The following is a 20,847-nucleotide window of genomic DNA, read 5'->3' as shown; positions in this document are numbered from 1 at the left end:
AATTCGGTGTGAAAATTTAGAACATAATTTTAAATTGGAAAGGGTTAAAGTATTTATGGAAAGGGTTAATGAACAAGTAGAAAGTGAAAGCACTAAAATTGACCTGAAAAAAGAGATAGGAATAGAATCCATAATTTTTATGGTATGTTTTTTCGTCTTTTTTATTTGGGTAGGCAGTATAATGGGCGGAACAAATATGATAAAAACTATGATGGCAACTGCATTTGATCTATTGATAAATGTTTGCTTATATCTTATGGCGGTTGCAGTAATAGCAGGAGGTATTTCAGGAGTTTTTTCAGAATTCGGTGTTGTGGCACTTATAAATAAAGTGCTTTCTTTTATAATGAAACCGCTATATGATTTACCGGGAGCAAGCTCTCTTGGAATGTTAAATTGTTTTATGTCTGACAATCCGGCTATATTAACACTTGCTCATGATGATAATTTCAGACAATATTTCAAAAAATATCAATTGCCTGCACTTACAAATTTGGGAACAGCATTCGGTATGGGACTTATAATTAGTACAACTATGATGAGCTTTCCTGTTGAGGGTGCTATAAAAGCTGCTCTTATTGGAGTTTTAGGAGCAACTGTAGGTAGCGTTATATCTGTAAGACTTATGATAAGAAAGACAAAAAAATATTATGGCACTACTGAAATGGTAAAAACCAATCATGTAGATAAAATACCTAAAGGAATGAGAAGAGTAAGAGAAGGCTCAGCAGGCTCAAGATTTATATTGGCACTTCTGGATGGCGGTAAAATAGGCGTAGATATGGGAATGTCAATAATTCCAGGTGTTTTGCTTATATGTACAATGGTTATAATTCTTACAAACGGAACAGGGGCTTCAGGAGTATATGACGGTACAGCCAATCAAGGAATAGGGGTATTGCCACTATTAGGTGAAAAATTACAATTTATACTGACACCTCTTTTCGGCTTTAAATCTCCTGATGCAATAGCGGTACCTATAACAGCACTTGGCAGTAGCGGTGCGGCAATAGGAATGATAGCAAAAATGGTGCAAAACAATAAAGTTTCCGGAAATGATATAGCTGTATTTACTGCAATTTGTATGTGTTGGAGCGGATATTTATCCACTCATATAGCTATGATGGACGCACTGGAAACCAAAGAAATGACAGGAAATGCAATTTTATCACATACAATTGGCGGTTTAGGTGCAGGAATTGCAGCCCATCTGATATGGATGATAGTGGGATAATATAGAAGATGATATTTTCTCGATAATACATCCGGAAAAAATTTGATATGAATGATAAAAAAATAAGGAGTTTTTAGATATGGATGTATCCAAATATTCTCAAGCAGTTATTGATACTATAAAAGAGGCACATAAAATTGCAATAAAAAATGAAAATTTAGAAGTGACTGAATTACATATCATGTACTGTATTTTGAAAAATTCAGATAATGAAGTGATAAGAGCTATAACAAATATGGGAATAGTAGTAAAATCGCTTACAGATGATATAAAAAACGCCATATCTAAATTAAAATCACCTAAGGGTGTAACAAATCTATATGTGAGTCGTGCATATCAAAAAGTTTTGATAGTATCACAAGAAATAGCAAGAAGTATGTATGACAGTTTGGTAAGTCAAAAACATATATTTCTTGCTATATTAAAAGAAGATTATACACAAGGTGCACAAATTGCACAAAGACATAATTTGAATTATGAGATTTTGGAAAAAGAATTTGACAAAATAAACAGCGAAAATATTGCAAGAGGGATAACGGACGAAACTTTAAAAGAATTGTCAAAATACGGAAGAAATCTTACAAAAGAGGCTATAGACGGAAAGCTTGATCCTATAATAGGTAGAGATGAAGAGACAAAAGGCGTGATAAGAATATTATCTCGTAGAATAAAGAATAATCCTGTGCTTATAGGAGAAGCTGGAGTAGGTAAGACAGCGATAGTTGAGGGACTTGTTCAACGTATAGTAAAACAAGATGTTCCCGACATATTAAAAGATAAGATAGTATTTGCACTTGATATGACATCGCTTATAGCAGGTGCAAAATATAGAGGAGATTTTGAAGACAGGTTGAAAAAACTGTTGGAGATAATAAAAGACTCAAACGGCAAGATAATTATGTTCATAGATGAACTGCATAACATAATAGGTGCAGGAAATACATCAGGTACAATGGATACATCAAACATATTGAAACCTATGCTTGCGAGAGGGGAGATACTTGTAGTCGGAGCTACAACTTTGGATGAATATAAAAAATATATCGAAAAAGATGGAGCACTTGAGAGAAGATTCCAAAAAATTTTGGTAGAAGAGCCAACTCAAGAAGATACTATATCAATACTTAGAGGTATAAAGTCAAAATATGAAAGACACCATAAAGTGCAAATAACAGATCTTGCTATAATAGATGCAGTCAAACTTTCACAAAGATATCTCAGCAGTAGAAAATTGCCTGATATAGCAATAGATATAATAGATGAGGCATCATCGCTTGTCAGAATGTATACAGACGAAAGACCGCTCGAATTGGAAGATTTAAACAGAAAAATCTTGCAGTTGGAGACAGAGAAGGTATTGCTAAAAAGAGAAGTGGATGAAGTATCCAAACATAGACTTGCAGAGCTTGAAAAGACAATAGAAAAAGAAAAAAATATACTTCTTGAAAAAGAAGATGCATATATAAAAGAAAAGCAAAGGCAGGAAGAAATATCCAACCTTCAAACTGATTTAGAGTTGATTAGTTTGCAAATAGAAGATGCAAAAGAAAAACACTCATTTGACAAATTGGGCGACCTGATGAAACTTAAAGAGGAAACTGATAATAATTTAAATAAAGTAAAATCTATAACACCATATTATCCGTTAAGAATACAAGTAACCCAAAAAGAAGTCAAAGAAATTGTTGCAAAATTGGCAGGAATGCCGGAAAAAAATCTCGAAACGGATGAACTTGCGCTTATATCAAACCTCAAAGAAAATTTAAAATATGAATTTATAGGCTCTGAAAATATGATTGACAGAATTGTAGATGCATATATACGTTCAAGAGGCGATTTGGTAGAAAAAAACAGACCTATAGGAGCATATTTACTTGCAGGAAGTAGTGGAGTAGGTAAGAGTTATATAGCTAAATTGCTTGCAAATTATATATATGACGGAGAAAAAAGTCTTGTAGCTTTAGATATGAGTGAATTTACGGATAAATCATCTATAACCAAGTTGATAGGTGCACCTCCTGGATATATAGGTTTTGAAACAGGAGGGGCATTTACAGAAACAATAAGGACAAGACCGTACAGCGTTATACTGTTTGATAATATAGATATGGCACAATTGGAAGTTGCAGCTATAATATCTCAAATAATAAAAAACGGTAAAATAAGCGACAGTAAAGGCAGGAATATAGATTTTAAAAATACAGTAATAATATGCACGGTTAATATAGATTCTGATAAAAACAAATATTTAGATTTATTAAAAACAAAATTACAATTCAGTTTCTTATCATCATTTGATGAAATATTTTTTATAGAAAAATTTGATAAAAAAAGTATTAAAAAAGTTGCAAAATTGAGTTTACAAAAACTTTCGCAAGAGCTGAGTACAAACCAAATAAATCTTGTTTGGGATGAAGAAGTTGAAGATGAACTTATAACTTATTTTGATTATGAAAATATGGGAGCAATAGCAATAAGCAATGCTATAGAGCAGTATATACTTACTCCTATATCTATGAAAAATCTTCAAGGAAAACTGAAAAAATTTTCTACAGTAAGACTTGTATTGGATGAAGAGAATAATATAATTTTGCAGGATTAATATTTTATTTCTATAAAGATTGACTTATGCCTGAGTAAAATTTAGTTTTTTATAAAATTATTTTATCAAAACAGTATTGACAAAATAATAATATATAATATGATATATTTTTCAAGTTAAATAGATTTAATTTCAAAAATACAATAATTAATTTAAAGGAGAAGAGATATGGAATTCAAATTACCGGAATTTAAATTTCCTGATTTTTCTGACGCACAATATGCCAATTTACCTGAAATTAGCATAGGAGAAGTAGAAAAAGACGGAGTTGCACCAGATGAGTTTTACCTTACATCACATATGCCTACATTTTACAAATATAATGGAAAGTGGATACTGCCTGAGCATAATTCACTAAATTGTGTAGCAGTATTAGATGGCGATAAAATTGTAATAACAGAACTTAGAGAATTGAAAAAAGGCAATAAGGTAGTATTAGGAGATAAAATAGACGGCACACAAGGAATACTTGTATATAAAGACGGTTTTCCTCAGTCAATATATTGTCCAAGAGGAAAAGCTGTTGAAACATCTTTTTCACAAGATTATGACAGATTATTCGAGCTTATGCAATATGAAAAAGAAAATGGTGGACATATAGTTTGGGTATTAGGACCAAGCGTTGTATTTGACTATGATACAAGAAATTCATTGAATAAATTGGCTGAAAACGGATATATAAATTGCCTTTTAGGTGGAAATGCAATGTGTACACATGACCTTGAAGGAGGATTTTTGCAAACTGCACTTGGACAAAACATATATACACAAGAAAATGTTCCTATGGGCCACTACAACCATTTGGATTTGTTAAACGAAGTTAGAACAATAGGTTCAATCAAAGAGTTTATAAAAGCGGGTAATGTAAAAGACGGAATAATAAAAACACTTAACGATTTGGATGTTCCTTTCGTATTATCAGGTTCAATAAGAGATGACGGTCCTCTTCCGGAAGTAATAGGAGATACAGATAGAGCACTTACAGAAACAAAAAAACAACTTGATAAAGCAACACTTATAATCGGTATAGCTACAATGCTTCACTCACTTTCTGTTGCCAATATGGCATCAAGCTATAGAATAACACAAGACGGAAAAGTAAGACCTGTCTATATGTATACAGTTGATATAACAGAAAATGTTGTAAATAAAGTTGCTGCTGCGAGAGAATTTATGGCATTTACACCGATGATTACAAATGTTCAGGATTTTGTTGTAAACTGCGAAAGAGCACTTGTAAAACCTGCAGATAAAGCTCTTATGGGTGATATGGAAATAAAACAAACAGAAACGGTAGGAATAAATAAAAAAGAAGATGAAATAAAAGGAGCGAGATTATAATGAAATTTGAAATGCCTAAATATCATCATCCTAATTTTGACCAGGATTTTTTGGTAAATGCACCTAATGTTACACTTGAAGAAGTGCAAGTAGACGGTATAAGTCCAAGAAATTATCATGCATTGTCAGTTTTTCCTGAATACTTTAAAATAAACGGCAAATGGGTATTGGCTACTCAATCAAGGATGGATACGGTTTGTGTTGCTATAGACAAAGAAGGGGAAGAAAGCGTAAATATAGTAGAGTTTAGAAATTTGAAAAAAGGCGATAAAGTTGTAATAGGAAGAACAGAAGACGCATCAGAAGGAATATATGTTTGGACACAAGGATTTTTAGAAGATTCTGCAGATTCAGATACATTCGCATTCAGATCAGGACGTTCAAGAGAAACGGCGTTCTCAGTAGATTATGATACATTATATGATGTGCTTAGATATGAAAAAGCAAACAACGGGTATGTTACTCTTATAGTAGGTTCAGCTATATCATTGGATAGAGATTCAAGAAATGCGCTTGAAAGACTTGTAAGACAAGGTTATGTTCAAGCAATATTCTGCGGAACTGAAACAGCGGCTTTTGATTTGGAAAAAGGTATTTATGATACTACTTGGGGACAAAAAACTTTTGAAAAAGAGCAAAATACAACAAAAAACTTATTTGCAACAATAAATCTTGCAAGAAAATATGGTTCGACAAAAGCATTGGTTGAATCAGGCATGGTAAAAGACGGTTTTATGAAAGCATGCGTAGAAATGAATGTACCGGTAGTAATAGCAGGAACAATTCGTGACAGATTTGCATTACCTGAAACTATAAACAATGTATATGAAGCGCAAAATGCTATGAGAAGCCACGCAAGAAAAACATCTACAATAATAATGATGAGTGCGATATTATACACAATAGCAACAGGTAATATGACACCTTCATACAACGAATTTGACGGAACAGTTAGACCTGTTTATATGTATACTATAGATATACAAGAATTTGCGGTAAACAAATTGGCTGACAGAGGTACTTTAACAGCAGTGTCAATAGTTACAAATGCACAAGATTTCATAAGAAATGTGGATAGAGCGTTAAACGGCTAAAAAAGTATATATTGTGGTTAAAAAAATTTAAATAAAATAATATAAATCTATCTTTTATATAATTCTGTATTAAAATACACTAAAATTACAGTAAATTATAGAAAAAGATAAATATATTATCAATAAAAATTTATTGATAAATAAATTTAGATAGTGGGGGAGAATTATATTGAAAAAAATAGTTTTAGCATTGGGCGGAAATGCACTTGGAAACACACCTGAAGAACAAAAAGAAGCAGTTAAAAACACTGCAAAATCAATAGTAGACCTTGTAGAGCAAGGAAATAAAGTAATAATATCACATGGTAACGGACCACAAGTAGGTATGATAAATTTAGCAATGGACGCTGCATCAAAATCAGATGCAAAAACTCCACAAATGCCATTTCCTGAATGTGGAGCAATGAGCCAAGGATATATAGGATATCACCTTCAAAATTCTATAGAAAATGAACTAAAAAGAAGAAATATGGATGTTATGACAGCAACTATAGTAACACAAGTGTTAGTTGACAAAGAAGATAAAGCATTTGACAATCCTACTAAGCCTGTTGGGGCATTTTATACAAAAGAGCAAGCAGAAGAAATGGAGAAAAAAGGCTTCAAATTCAAAGAAGATGCAGGTAGAGGATATAGAAGAGTAGTACCTTCTCCAAAGCCGATAGATATAGTAGAAAAACAAGCAGTAGAAACATTATATAATGCTAATTGCATAGTTATAGCTGCAGGTGGTGGCGGAATACCTGTAATAAAAGAAAATGATGATCTTGTGGGTGTACCGGCAGTTATAGATAAAGACTTTACAACTGCAAAATTGGCAGAGTTGGTAGATGCAGATACACTTATAATATTAACAGCAGTAGAAAAAGTAGCTATAAGATTTGGAAAACCTGATGAGAAATGGTTGGATAAGTTAACAGTTGAAGAAGCACTTATTCATATAGAAAACAAAGAATTTGCAGAAGGCTCTATGAAACCTAAAGTAGAGGCTGCAATAAACTTTGCAAAATCTAAAGCAGGAAGAACAACTTTAATAACATCGTTGGAAAAAGCTGCAGAAGGCTTGGAAGGAAAAACAGGCACATTAATAAGTTTATAATAAAAGATAATTTTACTATACAAAAAAAATCGACCACATATAAATGGTCGATTTTTTGTAATATCTAATTGATTATGGATTTTAATACTATTTTCTAATAAAATTATAGATAACTTATATAATTATATAACGTAGTGTAAATACTTTTGTGTATAGCCTTTCTTATAGTAAAACTATATCGCCGAGAACCTTTCCTATGCTGTCATTTATTACTATATCGGCATTGCCGTCTTGTGATGTGGATGATTTATTTATTAAAACGAGTTTTGAGCCTCTGAAGTAATTTACAAGACTTGCAGCCGGATATACAATAAGTGATGTACCACCTATTATAAGTACATCTGCATTTGATATATAATGTAGTGATTCTGATAATACATTGCTGTCAAGACTTTCTTCATACAAGACCACATCAGGGCGAACAGTTCCACCACACACATCGCAATGAGGTATATTTTCAGATTTTATTATGTAATCCAAATCAAAATTTTTGTTACATTTCATACAGTAATTTTTGTGTATAGTTCCATGTAATTCCAATACATTTTTTGAGCCTGCCATTTGATGAAGCCCGTCAATATTTTGTGTGATTATGGCTTTTAATTTTCCGATTTGTTCTAATTTTGCAAGTGCCTTGTGTGCATTATTTGGCTTTGCATTTTCATATATCATCTTATCTTTGTAGAATTGATAAAAAAATTCAGGGTTTCTCATAAAAAAGCTGTGACTTACAACAGTTTCAGGAGAATAAGTGATATTTTTTTGTGCATTGAATATACCATTTGATGAACGAAAATCCGGTATATCACTTTCTGTTGATACACCTGCACCTCCGAAAAATACGATATTATCACTGTTATCTATAACTTTTTTTAATTCTTCATACATTTCAATACCTCCTCAACTATAAATTAATACTATTTTCTAATAAAATTATGGATAAGTTGTATAATTATATAAAATTAATATACATAGTCTATCAGAAAAATTAATTGTTATGATTTTCCATTATTATATAAGATTTTAATATTATTTTAAAAATAGGTATAATCGCTTTTCTGATAGATGTTAAAAGATGGATAGATTATTTATAAATATTTGTATTGCTATAAAAAATATATAAAAGTAAAAAATTCAAATCTTATTATATATTTTAACAAAATTATATGATTATTTCCACAGCAAATATATGTGATTAATTTTTTATCAGTGATAATTAATCAAATTTAATGTAGAATTAAGTTGCTTAATATATCATATAAATATATAATTATTATATAATCTAAAAAATATAAGGAGAAGTTTATGGAAAATAATTTAAAATCGAATAAAAAACAACTTCTGTTTAATATAATTACAGGAGCTTTAGCAGGGGTCTTAGTATTTGTATCATTAACTGTATTTTTCACAAAAACATATGGACTTACCTTGCAAGAATATAAAGATATAAGTGCATTTAAAGAATTTACTCAAAAATATTATTATGAGAATACGGATAATGTAGATTTTAAAACAGGCATAAGAAAAGGAATAATAGACTCATTAAATGATCCATATTCCAAATATTTGACCAAAGAAGAATTTGATAAAACCATGGAAGATACTACAGGAGAATTTGTAGGGATAGGTGTGTATATAGCACCTACAGAAAATAACACAATAGCGGTTGTATCTCCTATAAAAGGTTCACCGGCTGAAAAGGTAGGCATAAAATCAGGAGATATAATAGAGAGTATAAACGGCAAAAAATATGATGGAAAGCATATGGAAGATGCTGTAAAACAGATGAGGGGAAAAGCTGGAGAAAAAGTAGTAATAGGTATATTGGATAAAAATGGTAAGCGTAAAGAATATACTGTGATAAAATCTCCTATACATCCTCAAACAGTAGGTTCAAAGGTTATAGATAGCAACATAGGATATATACAAATAATTTCATTTGAAGGAAAGACAGCAGAGGAATTTAGAAAAAATTATGAAGATTTGAAGAAGAAAAATGTAAAAGGATTGATAATAGATTTGCGTTCAAATCCGGGAGGTCTTGTAGACCAAGTTATTGATATAGCAGATCAAATACTGCCAAGAGCCAGTATAGTATATACAAACAATAAAAATGATGAAAAGGAATATTTCAACTCTGATGAAAAAGAAAGTATAACATTGCCTATGGTAGTTCTTGTAAACGAAGGTTCAGCCTCTGCATCTGAAATACTTTCAGGAGCATTGCAAGACAATAAGGCGGCTACAATAGTTGGACAGCAGACATATGGTAAAGGTGTTATTCAATCTGTTTTGCAAATGGGAGATGATGGTGGACTTATTTTAACAACAGCACAATATTTTACGCCTAACGGACATATAGTGCATGGTAAGGGCATAACACCTGATGTAAAGGTGGAATCAAGCCAAAATACAAAAAATAAAGATGTACAGCTTGAAAAGGCAATAGAAGTTATGAAAGGTAAGATAAAATAGAAATATACTAAAAAAATTATTTTATTTTAAATCAAAATTAATACTAAAGAGTATTTTTGCTTATGATTTTAATCACTATGAATTAGGAGAATTAAATTGAAAATCTTAAAAAAAGGTGATATAGTAGTAATAGTTATTATAATTGTTCTATCGCTTATTCCTATGGTATTTTTTAAAAACGAATTTAATAGTGATAATGCTAAGATAATAGTATCTCAAGATTCAAAAATAATAGGAACATATGAATTAAATACGGGAAGTAATTCTCAATATATAGAATTTGATTTTGAAATGGACGGTAAAAAATACAAAGCTACATTGGAGACAAAAAATTCTCAAGTAAGACTACTTAGATTGCCAAAGGAAGTTGTTCCAAAATCAATTCATGCAGATATGTCATGGATTGGAGATGACAGTAAAATAATAGTAGCATTACCTGCAAAATTAGTAATATCTATAGAAAATTCAAAAAACGATAGTGAGATAGATTCTATCGCAACATAAAAAAACAAGGGATATAATCCCTTGTTCTTCACTCTGACCACCAGCTATGCTGGTGGATATTTTTTATATAAAGATTTTAATTTTATTCTTCATTTAAAATACCATATAGTTTAGATTTTATATGATGTTTTTTATGTGACGATTTATTTCATATCATATATGGCTTTTTAAAAGATTTTCAGTGTTATACGGCTATATTTAATTATTCATTGACTTGTTCTATAATTGGGTTTATTTTAAGCTTAACTTTTTGTATTCTGTTATCAGATGCCAATTCTACTTTAAATGTAAGATTATCTATATCAATGCTCGGTTTTTCACCTTTATTCGGAATATATCCCAATTTTTCTATAACCAAGGCCGATATTGTGTCATAGTTTTCATTTTCGAGTTCCAAGTCAAGCTCTTTGTTTATTTCTCTTATTTCTGTTGTACCGCTTATCAAATATTCACTGTCGGATAATTTGACTATTCCTTGTTCTTCATCATCGAATTCATCATTTATATCACCCATAATCTGTTCAATCAGGTCTTCTATTGTAACTATACCTGAAAAACCTCCATATTCGTCTACAAGTATAGCCATATGATTCCTAAGACGTTGCATTTCCTTGAATAGTTCATCTATATTTTTCATCTCCGGTACAAAATACGGTTTTTGAAGTAGAGATTCAATATTGATATTTTCAAATCCGACTTTTCTTGCTTGTACAAGAAGGTCTTTTGTATTTAATATTCCGATTATATCGTCTATATTTTCTTTATATACCGGTATTCTTGAATAATACGTTTCTATAATTTCATCTAAATGCTCTGATATAGGCTCTGTTATATCTATTTTATAGGTGTCTTTTCTTGATACCATTATATCTTTAGCTGTTATATTGTCAAAAGAAAATATAGAGTTAATTATTTCCTTTTCTATATCATTAAATACGCCTTTTTCGCTTGCAGTTTCAACGAGTGCTTTTATTTCTTCAGCAGAAACTTTTTCATCAAAATCTTTTTTGTCTTTGTGAAAGATTTTAAGCATTGTATTAATTAAAAAATCAAGCGGTTTTATTATTATAAATGTCAGCAGATATATAATATTTATAATGCTTAAACTTATTGCTTTTGGAGGTGTATCACTGAATAAAGCAATTTTTTTCGGAATTATATCTCCAAACGCTATCAGCAGGCAAGACATAATAAGCGATATGATTAAAATAACAACAATAATACTATGGTCAGTGAATGAAGTATCTTTGAAAAAAGTATATATATAATTAACAGTAAAATATATATTTGTACAAAGTGTGATAAAAAATTTTAAAAATCTTATGGACATTATATATATTTCAGAATTTGCAGATATTTTTTCTGTTAGATAATTATTTTCGTACTCATTTTCTTGAGATACAGCTGATTTTAATTTCCCGATAGATACTTCAAATGCAGATAAAAAAGCATTTATTAATATGATTAATATTATAAAAAGTATGTTAAAGATTGTGACGGGTACAATCGTGTCAGTTTCCATTTAAAAATCCTTTCATTTATGTATTTTACCGATAGTTTCTATTAAGAAGTATAAAAAAATCATAAATTTTATTTTTGGATATCGTTTAATGTAGATTTAAAAAAAATTCATTGTTTATAAAAATAAATTATTTGATTTTTCAATCAAACAACAGTATTAATAGATATATCGGATAAGTGTAATAGAATAATTTGCTTAATATTAAACGAAAGCCTATGAATATAAAATCATAGGCTGTTTTTATAGTATTTACAGTTTTATAGTGCTGTTTGTGCGTCCATAAAAGAAAGTCTTAAGTGATTTAAGGTCAAATTGTTGTGGAGATATTATTTGCTCTGTAGAACCGACAAATAAAACACCATCAGGCTTTAAAGAATTTGAAAACTTTTGATATATTTCGTTTTTAGCATCATCTGTAAAATATATCATAACATTTCTGCATACTATTAAATCACATTTGTCTATATATGGATCTTTTAAAAGGTTGTGTTTTTTAAATTGAACACGACTTTTTATTTCATTACTTATTTCAAATTTTCCATCATCGTTTTTCTTGAAATATTTGTTTTTCAGTTCTGTAGGTACATTTTTTAAACTTGATGCTATATATACTCCGGCTTTTGCTTTAGCCATAGCACCATCGTCTATATCTGTTGCATATACAGTTATTTTGTTTAGTGGAAGTAGTGTAGATAATATCATAGTTATTGTGTAGGGTTCTTCACCTGTAGAGCAAGCGGCACTCCATACTTTTATATCCTTGCTCTTTGATAAAAAAGCCGGAAATAATTTGGTTTCTACTATTTTCCACTGTTCAGGATTTCTGAAAAATTCCGATACATTTATGGTCATAAAGTTTATAAATTCATTAAACTTCTCTTTGTCATTATCTATGAATTTAAAATATTCTAAAAGGTCATTAAAACCATTCCTTGATGCTAAAGATGAAATTCTTCTTTTCATTTGAGCTTCTTTGTATAAAGTTAAATTTATACCTGTTTTTCTCAAAATTTTCTCTTTAAATTGCTCATAAGAATCAGCCATTAATAACTTCTCTCCTATACTAAAATTTAATAAATTTTATTTTTAAGCTTCTGTTTCGTTTTGTTCTGGTTGTACTTCAGGTTCTTCCTGTTTTTTGTCTTCGAGTAACATGCTGAGTTCTATTTTCTTTTCTTCAGGGTTTATACCAATTATCTTTACTTTTACTTTGTCGCCTGTTTTTAATATTTCTGAAGGATTTTTAACGAAGTCTTCAGATAGATTGGATATGTGAACAAATCCGTCAACTATTGGATATAAGCTGATAAATGCACCATAATCCTTAATATTTTTAACTTCTCCGTCTACTATATCTCCTTCTTTATGAGATTTTACATACTCATCCCATGGATTAGGTTCTAAAGATTTTATAGATAAAGATAATCTCTTTTCTTCAGGAGTATAACTTAAAACTTGAACTTCCACTTCTTGTTCCAATTCAAAAGAATCTTTTATCTTTTTATTGCGAGCCCATGATATTTCGCTTACATGTACTAATCCGACAATTCCTCCGATATCTACGAATATACCGTAGTCTTTTATGTCTTTTACTACACCTTTAAATACTTTTCCTTCTTGAATTGTTTCAGATAATTCTTTTAATTTTTCGTCTTGAACTTTTTGAAGTATAGATTTTCTTGAAAGAATCAATCTTCTCTTTTTAGGATCTATATCCAATATTTCAGCTTCGAATTCTTTGCCTATATAAGATTTAGCGATATCTTCATTTATATATTTAAGCTCTATATGGCTTAAAGGTAAGAATCCTTTTATATTTCCTTTGTATGCCACTATTAATCCTTTTGAATTAACTTCTTGACCTTTAACAGTTATTATATCGCCTTTTTGTATATCTTCCCATGCGCTTATTTCATCAACTCTTTTTTTGGATAAAATGATTTCGCCGTTATTTTTATCTATTTTTATTACTAAAAGTTTTAGCCTGTCGCCGACATGGACTTCTTCATCATCGAACATCTCTGATTTTGGTAGAATTCCGTCTGTTTTATATTGTAAATCCACATAATAAGCATCACTTTTCTCCACCAAAACAGTACCTTCAATTACAGTACCTCTGTATATTTCATGATAGTTATTCTCTTGCTCCAATAATAATTGTTCCATTGTGTCGCTCATAGTTTCCAACTCCTTAAAAAATATTTGTACAATAATTATTTTATAAAATTTAGGAACAGGTTTCATAATTTTTATAAAATAACAATTACATTATCTCAATTTTATACTAATTTGTCCACACTTATTTTAAATAAAATTAAAAAAATTAATATAATTTAATATAAAAAATTGATTTTAATCACAAAAATACATTGAAAAATAGCTATTATATATAAGTGTGAGAAAATTATAAAACAAAAATATTATTTTTTTTGTAAATAGTATATTTGTTCAAAAACTGTTTAAAAACATAAAAACAATACATTATTATATAAACAATGTTTAAGTTTTTATAATTTGAGTAAAACCACAATATAAATGTGTGGTTTTACTTCATTTTATAATTTTATATATTTTACCAATATATTGAAATATTACTTATTTCTTGAATTGTATGCTTTAAGACCTTTATCTAATATATTAAACGCTTTTTTTAATTTTTCGCAGTCGAGTACATATGCTATTCTGACTTCGTCTTTTCCTTCTTCAGGGTTAACATAAAAACCGTTGGCAGGAGCCATCATAAGCGTTTCTCCATCTACATCAAAGTTTTCGAGAAGCCATATACAAAAGTCTTCTGAATTTTCTACAGGAAGCTTTGCAATCATATAAAATGCACCAAGAGGCTTTTTACAAAAAACTCCATCTATCTTTTGCAAACTCTCATAACAAATATCACGTCTTTTTTTATACTCAAGATTTACTTCTTTTAAATATGATATAGGCGTGTTATAGAGTTGTGCAGCACCTATTTGTCCCATAGTAGGAGCAGCAAGTCTTAATTGGCAAAGTTTCATAATCATTTGAGCAATTTCTTTGTTTTTTGTGGCTAATATTCCTATTCTTGCGCCACAAGCACTGAATCTTTTTGATATGGAATCTATTATAATCACATTTTCTCTGACATCTTGCATAGTTCCAAGCGATATGTGTTTTACTTCGTCATCATAAATAAACTCTCTATATACTTCGTCTGCCAATATATAAAGTGAATGTTTTTTTGCAAGTTCACATATTGAACGAAGTGCTTCATGTGAATAAACGGCACCTGTAGGATTATTTGGATTAGTGATTAAGAATGCTTTTGTTTTTGGTGTTATGGATTTTTCTATTTCTTCATATGAAGGCAACAAAAATCCGTCGCTTGAGTGCGTTTTTATAGGGACAATTTGAATTTCCGCCACTTTTGCTATAGAGTTGTAATTTGTATAAAATGGCTCAGGGACTAAAAGTTCATCTCCGCTATTCATAGTTGCGAAAAAAGCGTACATAAGTGCTTCACTACCGCCATTTGTAATGAATACATCATCATATTCCAAAGAGACACCTATGTTTGAGTAATATTTTATAACAGAATCTATTAGAGATTTTTCACCTCTGGAATCAGCATATTCCAAAGTTTCTTCTTTATAATTTTTCATAGCGTCATAGAATATATCAGGAGTTTTTATATCGGGTTGTCCTATATTAAGGTGATATACTTTTTTACCTTCTTTAATTGCGTTTTTTTCATAAGGAACCAATTTTCTTACCGATGAATATGGCATAGAATAGGTTCTTTTTGATATTTCCATATTGTATTTCATTTCCCTTCATTTATTGTTATAATTAATATTCTATTTTAAAACTAATACTCACAAATGTAAAGTAAAATTTTATAGAAATTTAGCTATATCTATGATTACCAATACTATCATCTAAAGTAAATATAGATATTTTTTTATAGTGCTTAAATTATTTTGGAACTGAGATTGCCAACACCTTTATAAATATATGATTTGTAGATGTTTATAGAAAATTGTATATTTGTTATTACGATTTAGTTTATAAAAATTGTATAGGTCAAAATATATTTGAGCATATTCTAATTTATACTAAAACTTAATAGGAATATAAAAAATAGTGTTGTGTAAATTTAATAAAAATATAACACTATTTATAGATTTTTCATATAAATTATCTATTATTCTATGAGGTGTTAGTGTTAAATGATATTTAATATAAAAAATATTGTTTAATAAAAAAGATAGTAGGACAGAACCTACTATCTATATAATTATTCTTGTATATCTTTTCCACAACATTTTTTGTATTTTTTACCGCTTCCACATGGACAAGGATCATTTCTTCCTATTTTTTCAGGTTTTACTATTATTTTACTACGTTTGTAATCTTTTGTGATTTCTTCTCTTCTTTCTTTAGTAAGTATATTATCCCAGCCTTCCAAATTGTACAACCATTCTGCTGTGGCATCAAGCATATTAAAATAAAGTTTTTCAAAATCTATATCAAAGGATACATTTGTATCTTCTTCCATATCTTCCATATTATATTCTGATTTCAAGCTTGAATTTATACCATCTATAAAACCTATCATTGTGAGCGGTTCTACATTAAATTTTTGAGCAAGCTCTTTTACACTGCCACTATACACAGTGTCCTTATTTTTTAAAAGCTCGTCATATATATCTTTTTCTATCGGTAAATACCAATTCCAAAATTCATCATATTCAGCTTGAGTAGTTATTTCATAAGCTTTTTTACACCATTGTTTATACATACTTGCCATATTTTTACAAATCTCCTTTAGCTTTTGTAGTAACTTGTTATTAATTAAGAAAAATTAATATTATTTTATAATTTTTTATTTGAGTTTATTTTATGATAGTTATATTTCAAATAACTTCTTAAAATCATTTTTAGCAATACTAAAATATTGTACAACAATATTGCTTTTTTTTCAAATATTTTTTTATATGAAAAATAATTATAATTTTAAAAAAATTTATTCAATACTTACTAAATATTGATATATAGGCTGTCCGCCGTAATAAAATTCTATTTCAAGATCAGAAAATTCATATTGAAGTTCTTCTTTAAATAAATCCGCTTTATCCTGTTTTATATCTTCTCCATAAAATATTGATATTATTTCAGAGTTTTCGTCTATCATAGATTTTATTAAGTTGATTGTAGCGGTATTGGCATCTTTTTCGCAAGATAGTATCTTTTTTTCACTAAGACCTATGAAATCATCTTTTTTTATGTCAAAGCCGTTTGAAACAGTATCTCTTACAGCGAATGTTACTTGCCCGCTTTTTACATTTGGTATTGCTTCGCTCATAAGAGTTTCATTTTCATCAAATGACATAAATGTATTCATAGATATGAGTGCTTGTATACATTGAGGTATATTTTTTGTAGGTATTACTTTTATATTTTTTTCACTCAGTTCTTTTGCCTGATTAGCAGCCATTATTATATTTGAGTTGTTTGGGAATATAAATATATCATTTTGATGGATTTTTTCTATGGCGTTTAAAAAATCATTTGTACTTGGATTCATTGTTTGACCGCCTTCAATTATATAGTCAACTCCGAAATCCTTCATTATATCGTTTAAGCCTTTTCCGACAGAAACAGATATTATTGAAAATGATTTTTGGCTTTTGCCTATTTCTTCAAAATTGTCTGAATGTTTTCTTGCCTCTTTATTTTGTTCAAGTCTTTCTTTGAATTCCAAGCGCATATTTTCTATTTTTATTCTATCTAATTCTCCGAATTCTCCTGCTATCTCAAGTACTTTTCCGGGATTGTTTGAATGTATATGGACTTTTATTATATTGTCGCTTCCGACTACTATTAAAGAATCTCCCATATGCTCAATTTTCTCTTTTAAATCATTTGGCTCCAACTTTTCAGTGTTGAGCATGAATTCTGTGCAGTAACCGAATTCTGGGTTTTCGTCAAGTATATGAATGTCTTCTTCAAAAAGTTTTTCTGATGATTTGGAATTATCATCGTGTATTTTCAATTCTTCGCCTTTGAAAGTTTTTACCATACCCTCTATAAAAAATATCAAACCTTGTCCACCTGAATCGACAACGCCTGCATTTTTTAATTCTTTTAATAATTCAGGTGTCTTTTGTAAGACTTCATTAGCTTTTTTGAGTAAATCGTCAAAGAAAACTGAAAAATTATCATAGTTGGTATAGACATCTCTTGCATAGTCGGCTGTTTCTCTTATAACTGTGAGTATAGTTCCTTCTACCGGTTTTATTACAGCTTTATATGCCACTTTTTTTGCACTGTCCAAAGATAGTGCAAAATCACGTATATCAAGTTCTTCTTTGTTTTCTATGGCTTTTGAAAAACCTCTCAATATTTGTGACAATATAACGCCGGAATTACCTCTTGCTCCCATAAGAGAGCCTTTTGTAATAGAATCTCCAAGCTCTTTTAGAGTTGAACATGTATTTTTATTTATCTCGTCTACAGCTGATTTTAAAGTCAATGACATGTTTGTACCTGTATCTCCGTCAGGTACGGGAAAGACATTGAGTTTATCAACATATGCTTTATTATTTATAAGGTTATTAGCTCCACCTAAAAACATGTCTTTGAGTAAAGCTGAATTAATTTTTTGCATTATAAAATTGCTCCTTTAAATATATTTATTTTGATACCCTTACTCCTTGAATATTTACAGATATCTTTTTTACTTTAAGTCCTGTCTGCATTTCTACATCATATTTTACCTTTTCTATAAGATTATTAGCTACTACTGATATTTTTGTACCGTATTGTACTATTACAAACAGCTCGATGTATACTAAATCATCCTCTATTTGTACGTTTACACCTCTACTTGAATCAAACAGGCTAAGTAGTTCCACTATGCCGGTAGCTTTGTTTTTAGATGCCATACCGACAAGACCATAGCATTCTTTGGCTCCATAGCCGGCAATTTTTTTGATAACTTCTTTATCTATTATTACTTTACCATCATTGTTATTGTAAGTTACAGACATTTTAGAAATCTCCCTTTTGTAAAATTTTTAAATTTAATATGAGTATACTTTATATATACCAAAAATTCAAGAAAAAAATTCATAAGCTGATTAATTTGTATGATATATTAAGTATAAAGTTATATTTTATATGATTAAATTTATCACTAATAACGATTTTATAAAATATAGTTGAGTAATAATAAATTTAATCTATTATTTATATAAAGTTAGATTTTGTTATTAATATATTATAAAAAGTATATCATTTTTTATATAAATACTCAAGTTATACATCATGGCTATATGATAAGTCTGTAAATAGTATGGGATTAATTGGTATAAAAAAAAGGGGCTATTGCCTATATTTTGCAACAGTCCCTTTGAGATATATTTTATTTTTGATTATATTTTACTACCATTTCAACTATATTTTTTTTATTTCTCATACCCCATATTTATTATACATCCTTTTTTTATACTGAAATCTTATAGAATAATAGAAATTTATAATAATTAATTTTTAAAATAAAGCATTTACGTTAATGTTGTATAATGGATATTATTTATCCATAATTTTATTATATAGTAGTATTAATGTGAATATCCGTTTGATTAATGGATACATTTATATAATTTATTTATTTTAGATATATCTAATTTTACTCAGCTAATAAATTCTTAAAAATAGAAATATAAATTATTCTATTAATTTTTAGTATAAAGGCTTTATTGGTATCAATCAATATCATATGTAAAGCCGTTACCCTCTATCTCAGATACTTTAGATAAAAATAAAAATGCTCTGTCATCAATTTTTTTGACAAAGTTATGCAGTTTTATATATTCTTTTCTATCCATTACTGAATTGAGTATTTTTCTTGGTTCACTTGAATATCCGCCCTGTGCAATATATATAGTAGAACCTCTGCCCAAGTCTTTTATTATAAAATTATTTATAATATCTATTTTTTCAGAAATTATTGTTATGCTGTATTTTGAATTAAAACCTTCTATAAACCAGTCAATCATAAAAGAGTTCATTATTACACCGAGCAGAGCGTACATACCGAGTTTAGGACCATAAATAAAGCAGGCGCCGAGCGTTATAAGTCCGTCACATATAATGAGTCCGTTTCCAAAAGAAAACTTTGTATATTTTTCAATAATTTTTGCAAGAATATCAGTTCCGCCTGTAGAACCTCCACTATTTAAAACAACGGACATACCTATACTTGATATTAATATACCGAACATAAGATTGATAAATAAATCATCAGTTATAGGAATATTCATAGGGGAGATTGTCTCCATAATTCTCAAAAAAACAGACATAATAATATTTACATATATAGTCATTGCACTAAAATGCATTCCCATTGTTATAAATCCGAGTATCAGGAGTATAGAATTCAATACAAACAATATGATAGATATTGGAATATCTATCACGGATGTCAACAATATTGCAAATCCTGATGCACCACCGGCAGCAAGATTGGATGGGACTAAAAAATAATGTATAGAAACAGCTACTATGAGTGTACCTATATTTATTGATAAGAATTTTTTTAGATTAACAGCACTAAATAATTTTTTAAAATCCATAATCTCTCCTTAAATTCTCAGTGTAAATATCAAATAAATACTACTAATATCTAATTAAATTATAGATATTTTTTAATGTAATATTAAAATATATTTTGCAATTAATTATATCATTATTATAAATATTTTGCCATTATAATATTTAATAACACTCAAATTGTAATAGCATATGTTGTTTATACAAAAAATTCTAATTATGATATACAAATCTTTTAAAAAATTATAGAAAAATAAATCATTTTTTGACTAAAAAATATAAAATAAGGTATAAATGGAAAGAGTTTATTTATATTTTTGTCACGTAATACTTTTATTAGGGTAAAATACCTAAAATTAATTTAGTTTAAAGTTGCAAGTTTTA

At 29.0% G+C, this 20,847-nt stretch carries 16 protein-coding genes; 7 read left to right on the top strand and 9 right to left on the bottom strand.

What is annotated here, in order from left to right; genetic code table 11:
• The first annotated feature begins 55 nt into the window (after positions 1-55).
• The 5 genes from HMPREF9630_RS03380 (at position 56) to arcC (ending at position 7,370) form a co-directional block, all read left to right on the top strand.
• Positions 56-1,234, top strand: a complete 1,179-nt coding sequence (locus tag HMPREF9630_RS03380; RefSeq protein WP_009527129.1) for a CD0519/CD1768 family membrane protein — start codon at positions 56-58, stop codon at positions 1,232-1,234.
• Positions 1,235-1,313: 79 nt separating this feature from the next.
• Positions 1,314-3,836, top strand: coding sequence for an ATP-dependent Clp protease ATP-binding subunit (locus HMPREF9630_RS03375; protein ID WP_009527128.1), 2,523 nt, complete (start codon positions 1,314-1,316; stop codon positions 3,834-3,836).
• Between the two features lie 168 nt (positions 3,837-4,004).
• Entirely contained in the window at positions 4,005-5,177 is a 1,173-nt protein-coding gene (locus HMPREF9630_RS03370) for an ornithine cyclodeaminase family domain (RefSeq protein ID WP_009527127.1), read from the top strand.
• Positions 5,177-6,271 (top strand): putative NPN-dependent ornithine cyclodeaminase, encoded by a 1,095-nt coding sequence (locus tag HMPREF9630_RS03365; RefSeq protein ID WP_009527126.1) that lies wholly within the window; start codon positions 5,177-5,179, stop codon positions 6,269-6,271. The genes HMPREF9630_RS03370 and HMPREF9630_RS03365 overlap by 1 nt, the downstream gene beginning before the upstream one ends.
• A gap of 169 nt (positions 6,272-6,440) precedes the next feature.
• Positions 6,441-7,370, top strand: a complete 930-nt coding sequence (arcC, locus tag HMPREF9630_RS03360) for a carbamate kinase (RefSeq protein ID WP_009527125.1) — start codon at positions 6,441-6,443, stop codon at positions 7,368-7,370.
• A gap of 162 nt (positions 7,371-7,532) precedes the next feature.
• On the opposite strand, the gene HMPREF9630_RS03355 is transcribed toward arcC, so the two are convergent.
• Positions 7,533-8,258 carry an NAD-dependent protein deacylase gene (locus HMPREF9630_RS03355; protein ID WP_009527124.1) on the bottom strand — a complete coding sequence of 242 codons (726 nt, stop codon included), beginning with the start codon at positions 8,256-8,258 and terminating at the stop codon, positions 7,533-7,535.
• A gap of 417 nt (positions 8,259-8,675) precedes the next feature.
• Between HMPREF9630_RS03355 and HMPREF9630_RS03350 the strand changes: the two genes are divergently transcribed.
• Positions 8,676-9,845, top strand: coding sequence for a S41 family peptidase (locus tag HMPREF9630_RS03350; protein ID WP_009527123.1), 1,170 nt, complete (start codon positions 8,676-8,678; stop codon positions 9,843-9,845).
• A 96-nt stretch (positions 9,846-9,941) separates the two neighbouring features.
• Positions 9,942-10,349 carry a NusG domain II-containing protein gene (locus tag HMPREF9630_RS03345; protein WP_009527122.1) on the top strand — a complete coding sequence of 136 codons (408 nt, stop codon included), beginning with the start codon at positions 9,942-9,944 and terminating at the stop codon, positions 10,347-10,349.
• A 202-nt stretch (positions 10,350-10,551) separates the two neighbouring features.
• Here the strand turns inward: HMPREF9630_RS03345 and HMPREF9630_RS03340 are convergent, their stop codons facing one another.
• The 8 genes from HMPREF9630_RS03340 to HMPREF9630_RS03305 form a co-directional block, all read right to left on the bottom strand.
• Entirely contained in the window at positions 10,552-11,871 is a 1,320-nt protein-coding gene (locus HMPREF9630_RS03340; protein WP_009527121.1) for a hemolysin family protein, read from the bottom strand.
• A gap of 249 nt (positions 11,872-12,120) precedes the next feature.
• Positions 12,121-12,915 (bottom strand): CheR family methyltransferase, encoded by a 795-nt coding sequence (locus HMPREF9630_RS03335; RefSeq protein WP_009527120.1) that lies wholly within the window; start codon positions 12,913-12,915, stop codon positions 12,121-12,123.
• A 42-nt stretch (positions 12,916-12,957) separates the two neighbouring features.
• Positions 12,958-14,049, bottom strand: a complete 1,092-nt coding sequence (locus HMPREF9630_RS03330) for a 30S ribosomal protein S1 (RefSeq protein WP_009527119.1) — start codon at positions 14,047-14,049, stop codon at positions 12,958-12,960.
• A 413-nt stretch (positions 14,050-14,462) separates the two neighbouring features.
• On the bottom strand, positions 14,463-15,662 hold the full coding sequence (locus HMPREF9630_RS03325) for a pyridoxal phosphate-dependent aminotransferase (protein ID WP_009527118.1): 1,200 nt from the start codon (positions 15,660-15,662) through the stop codon (positions 14,463-14,465).
• A 482-nt stretch (positions 15,663-16,144) separates the two neighbouring features.
• Positions 16,145-16,657: an SEC-C metal-binding domain-containing protein gene (locus HMPREF9630_RS03320; RefSeq protein ID WP_009527117.1), complete on the bottom strand. Its 513-nt coding sequence runs from the start codon at positions 16,655-16,657 to the stop codon at positions 16,145-16,147.
• 216 nt (positions 16,658-16,873) lie between these two features.
• A complete protein-coding gene (locus HMPREF9630_RS03315) occupies positions 16,874-18,517 on the bottom strand; it encodes a DAK2 domain-containing protein (RefSeq protein ID WP_009527116.1) in 1,644 nt (547 codons plus the stop codon).
• A gap of 25 nt (positions 18,518-18,542) precedes the next feature.
• A complete protein-coding gene (locus HMPREF9630_RS03310; protein ID WP_009527115.1) occupies positions 18,543-18,899 on the bottom strand; it encodes an Asp23/Gls24 family envelope stress response protein in 357 nt (118 codons plus the stop codon).
• Between the two features lie 717 nt (positions 18,900-19,616).
• Positions 19,617-20,486 (bottom strand): YitT family protein, encoded by an 870-nt coding sequence (locus HMPREF9630_RS03305; RefSeq protein WP_009527114.1) that lies wholly within the window; start codon positions 20,484-20,486, stop codon positions 19,617-19,619.
• Between the last annotated feature and the right edge of the window lie 361 nt (positions 20,487-20,847).

It is taken from the genome of Peptoanaerobacter stomatis (assembly GCF_000238095.2).
Classification (GTDB): domain Bacteria; phylum Bacillota; class Clostridia; order Peptostreptococcales; family Filifactoraceae; genus Peptoanaerobacter; species Peptoanaerobacter stomatis_A.
The sequence above is the reverse complement of the archived record's forward strand: the minus strand, read 5'-3'. Positions and strand labels throughout refer to the sequence as shown.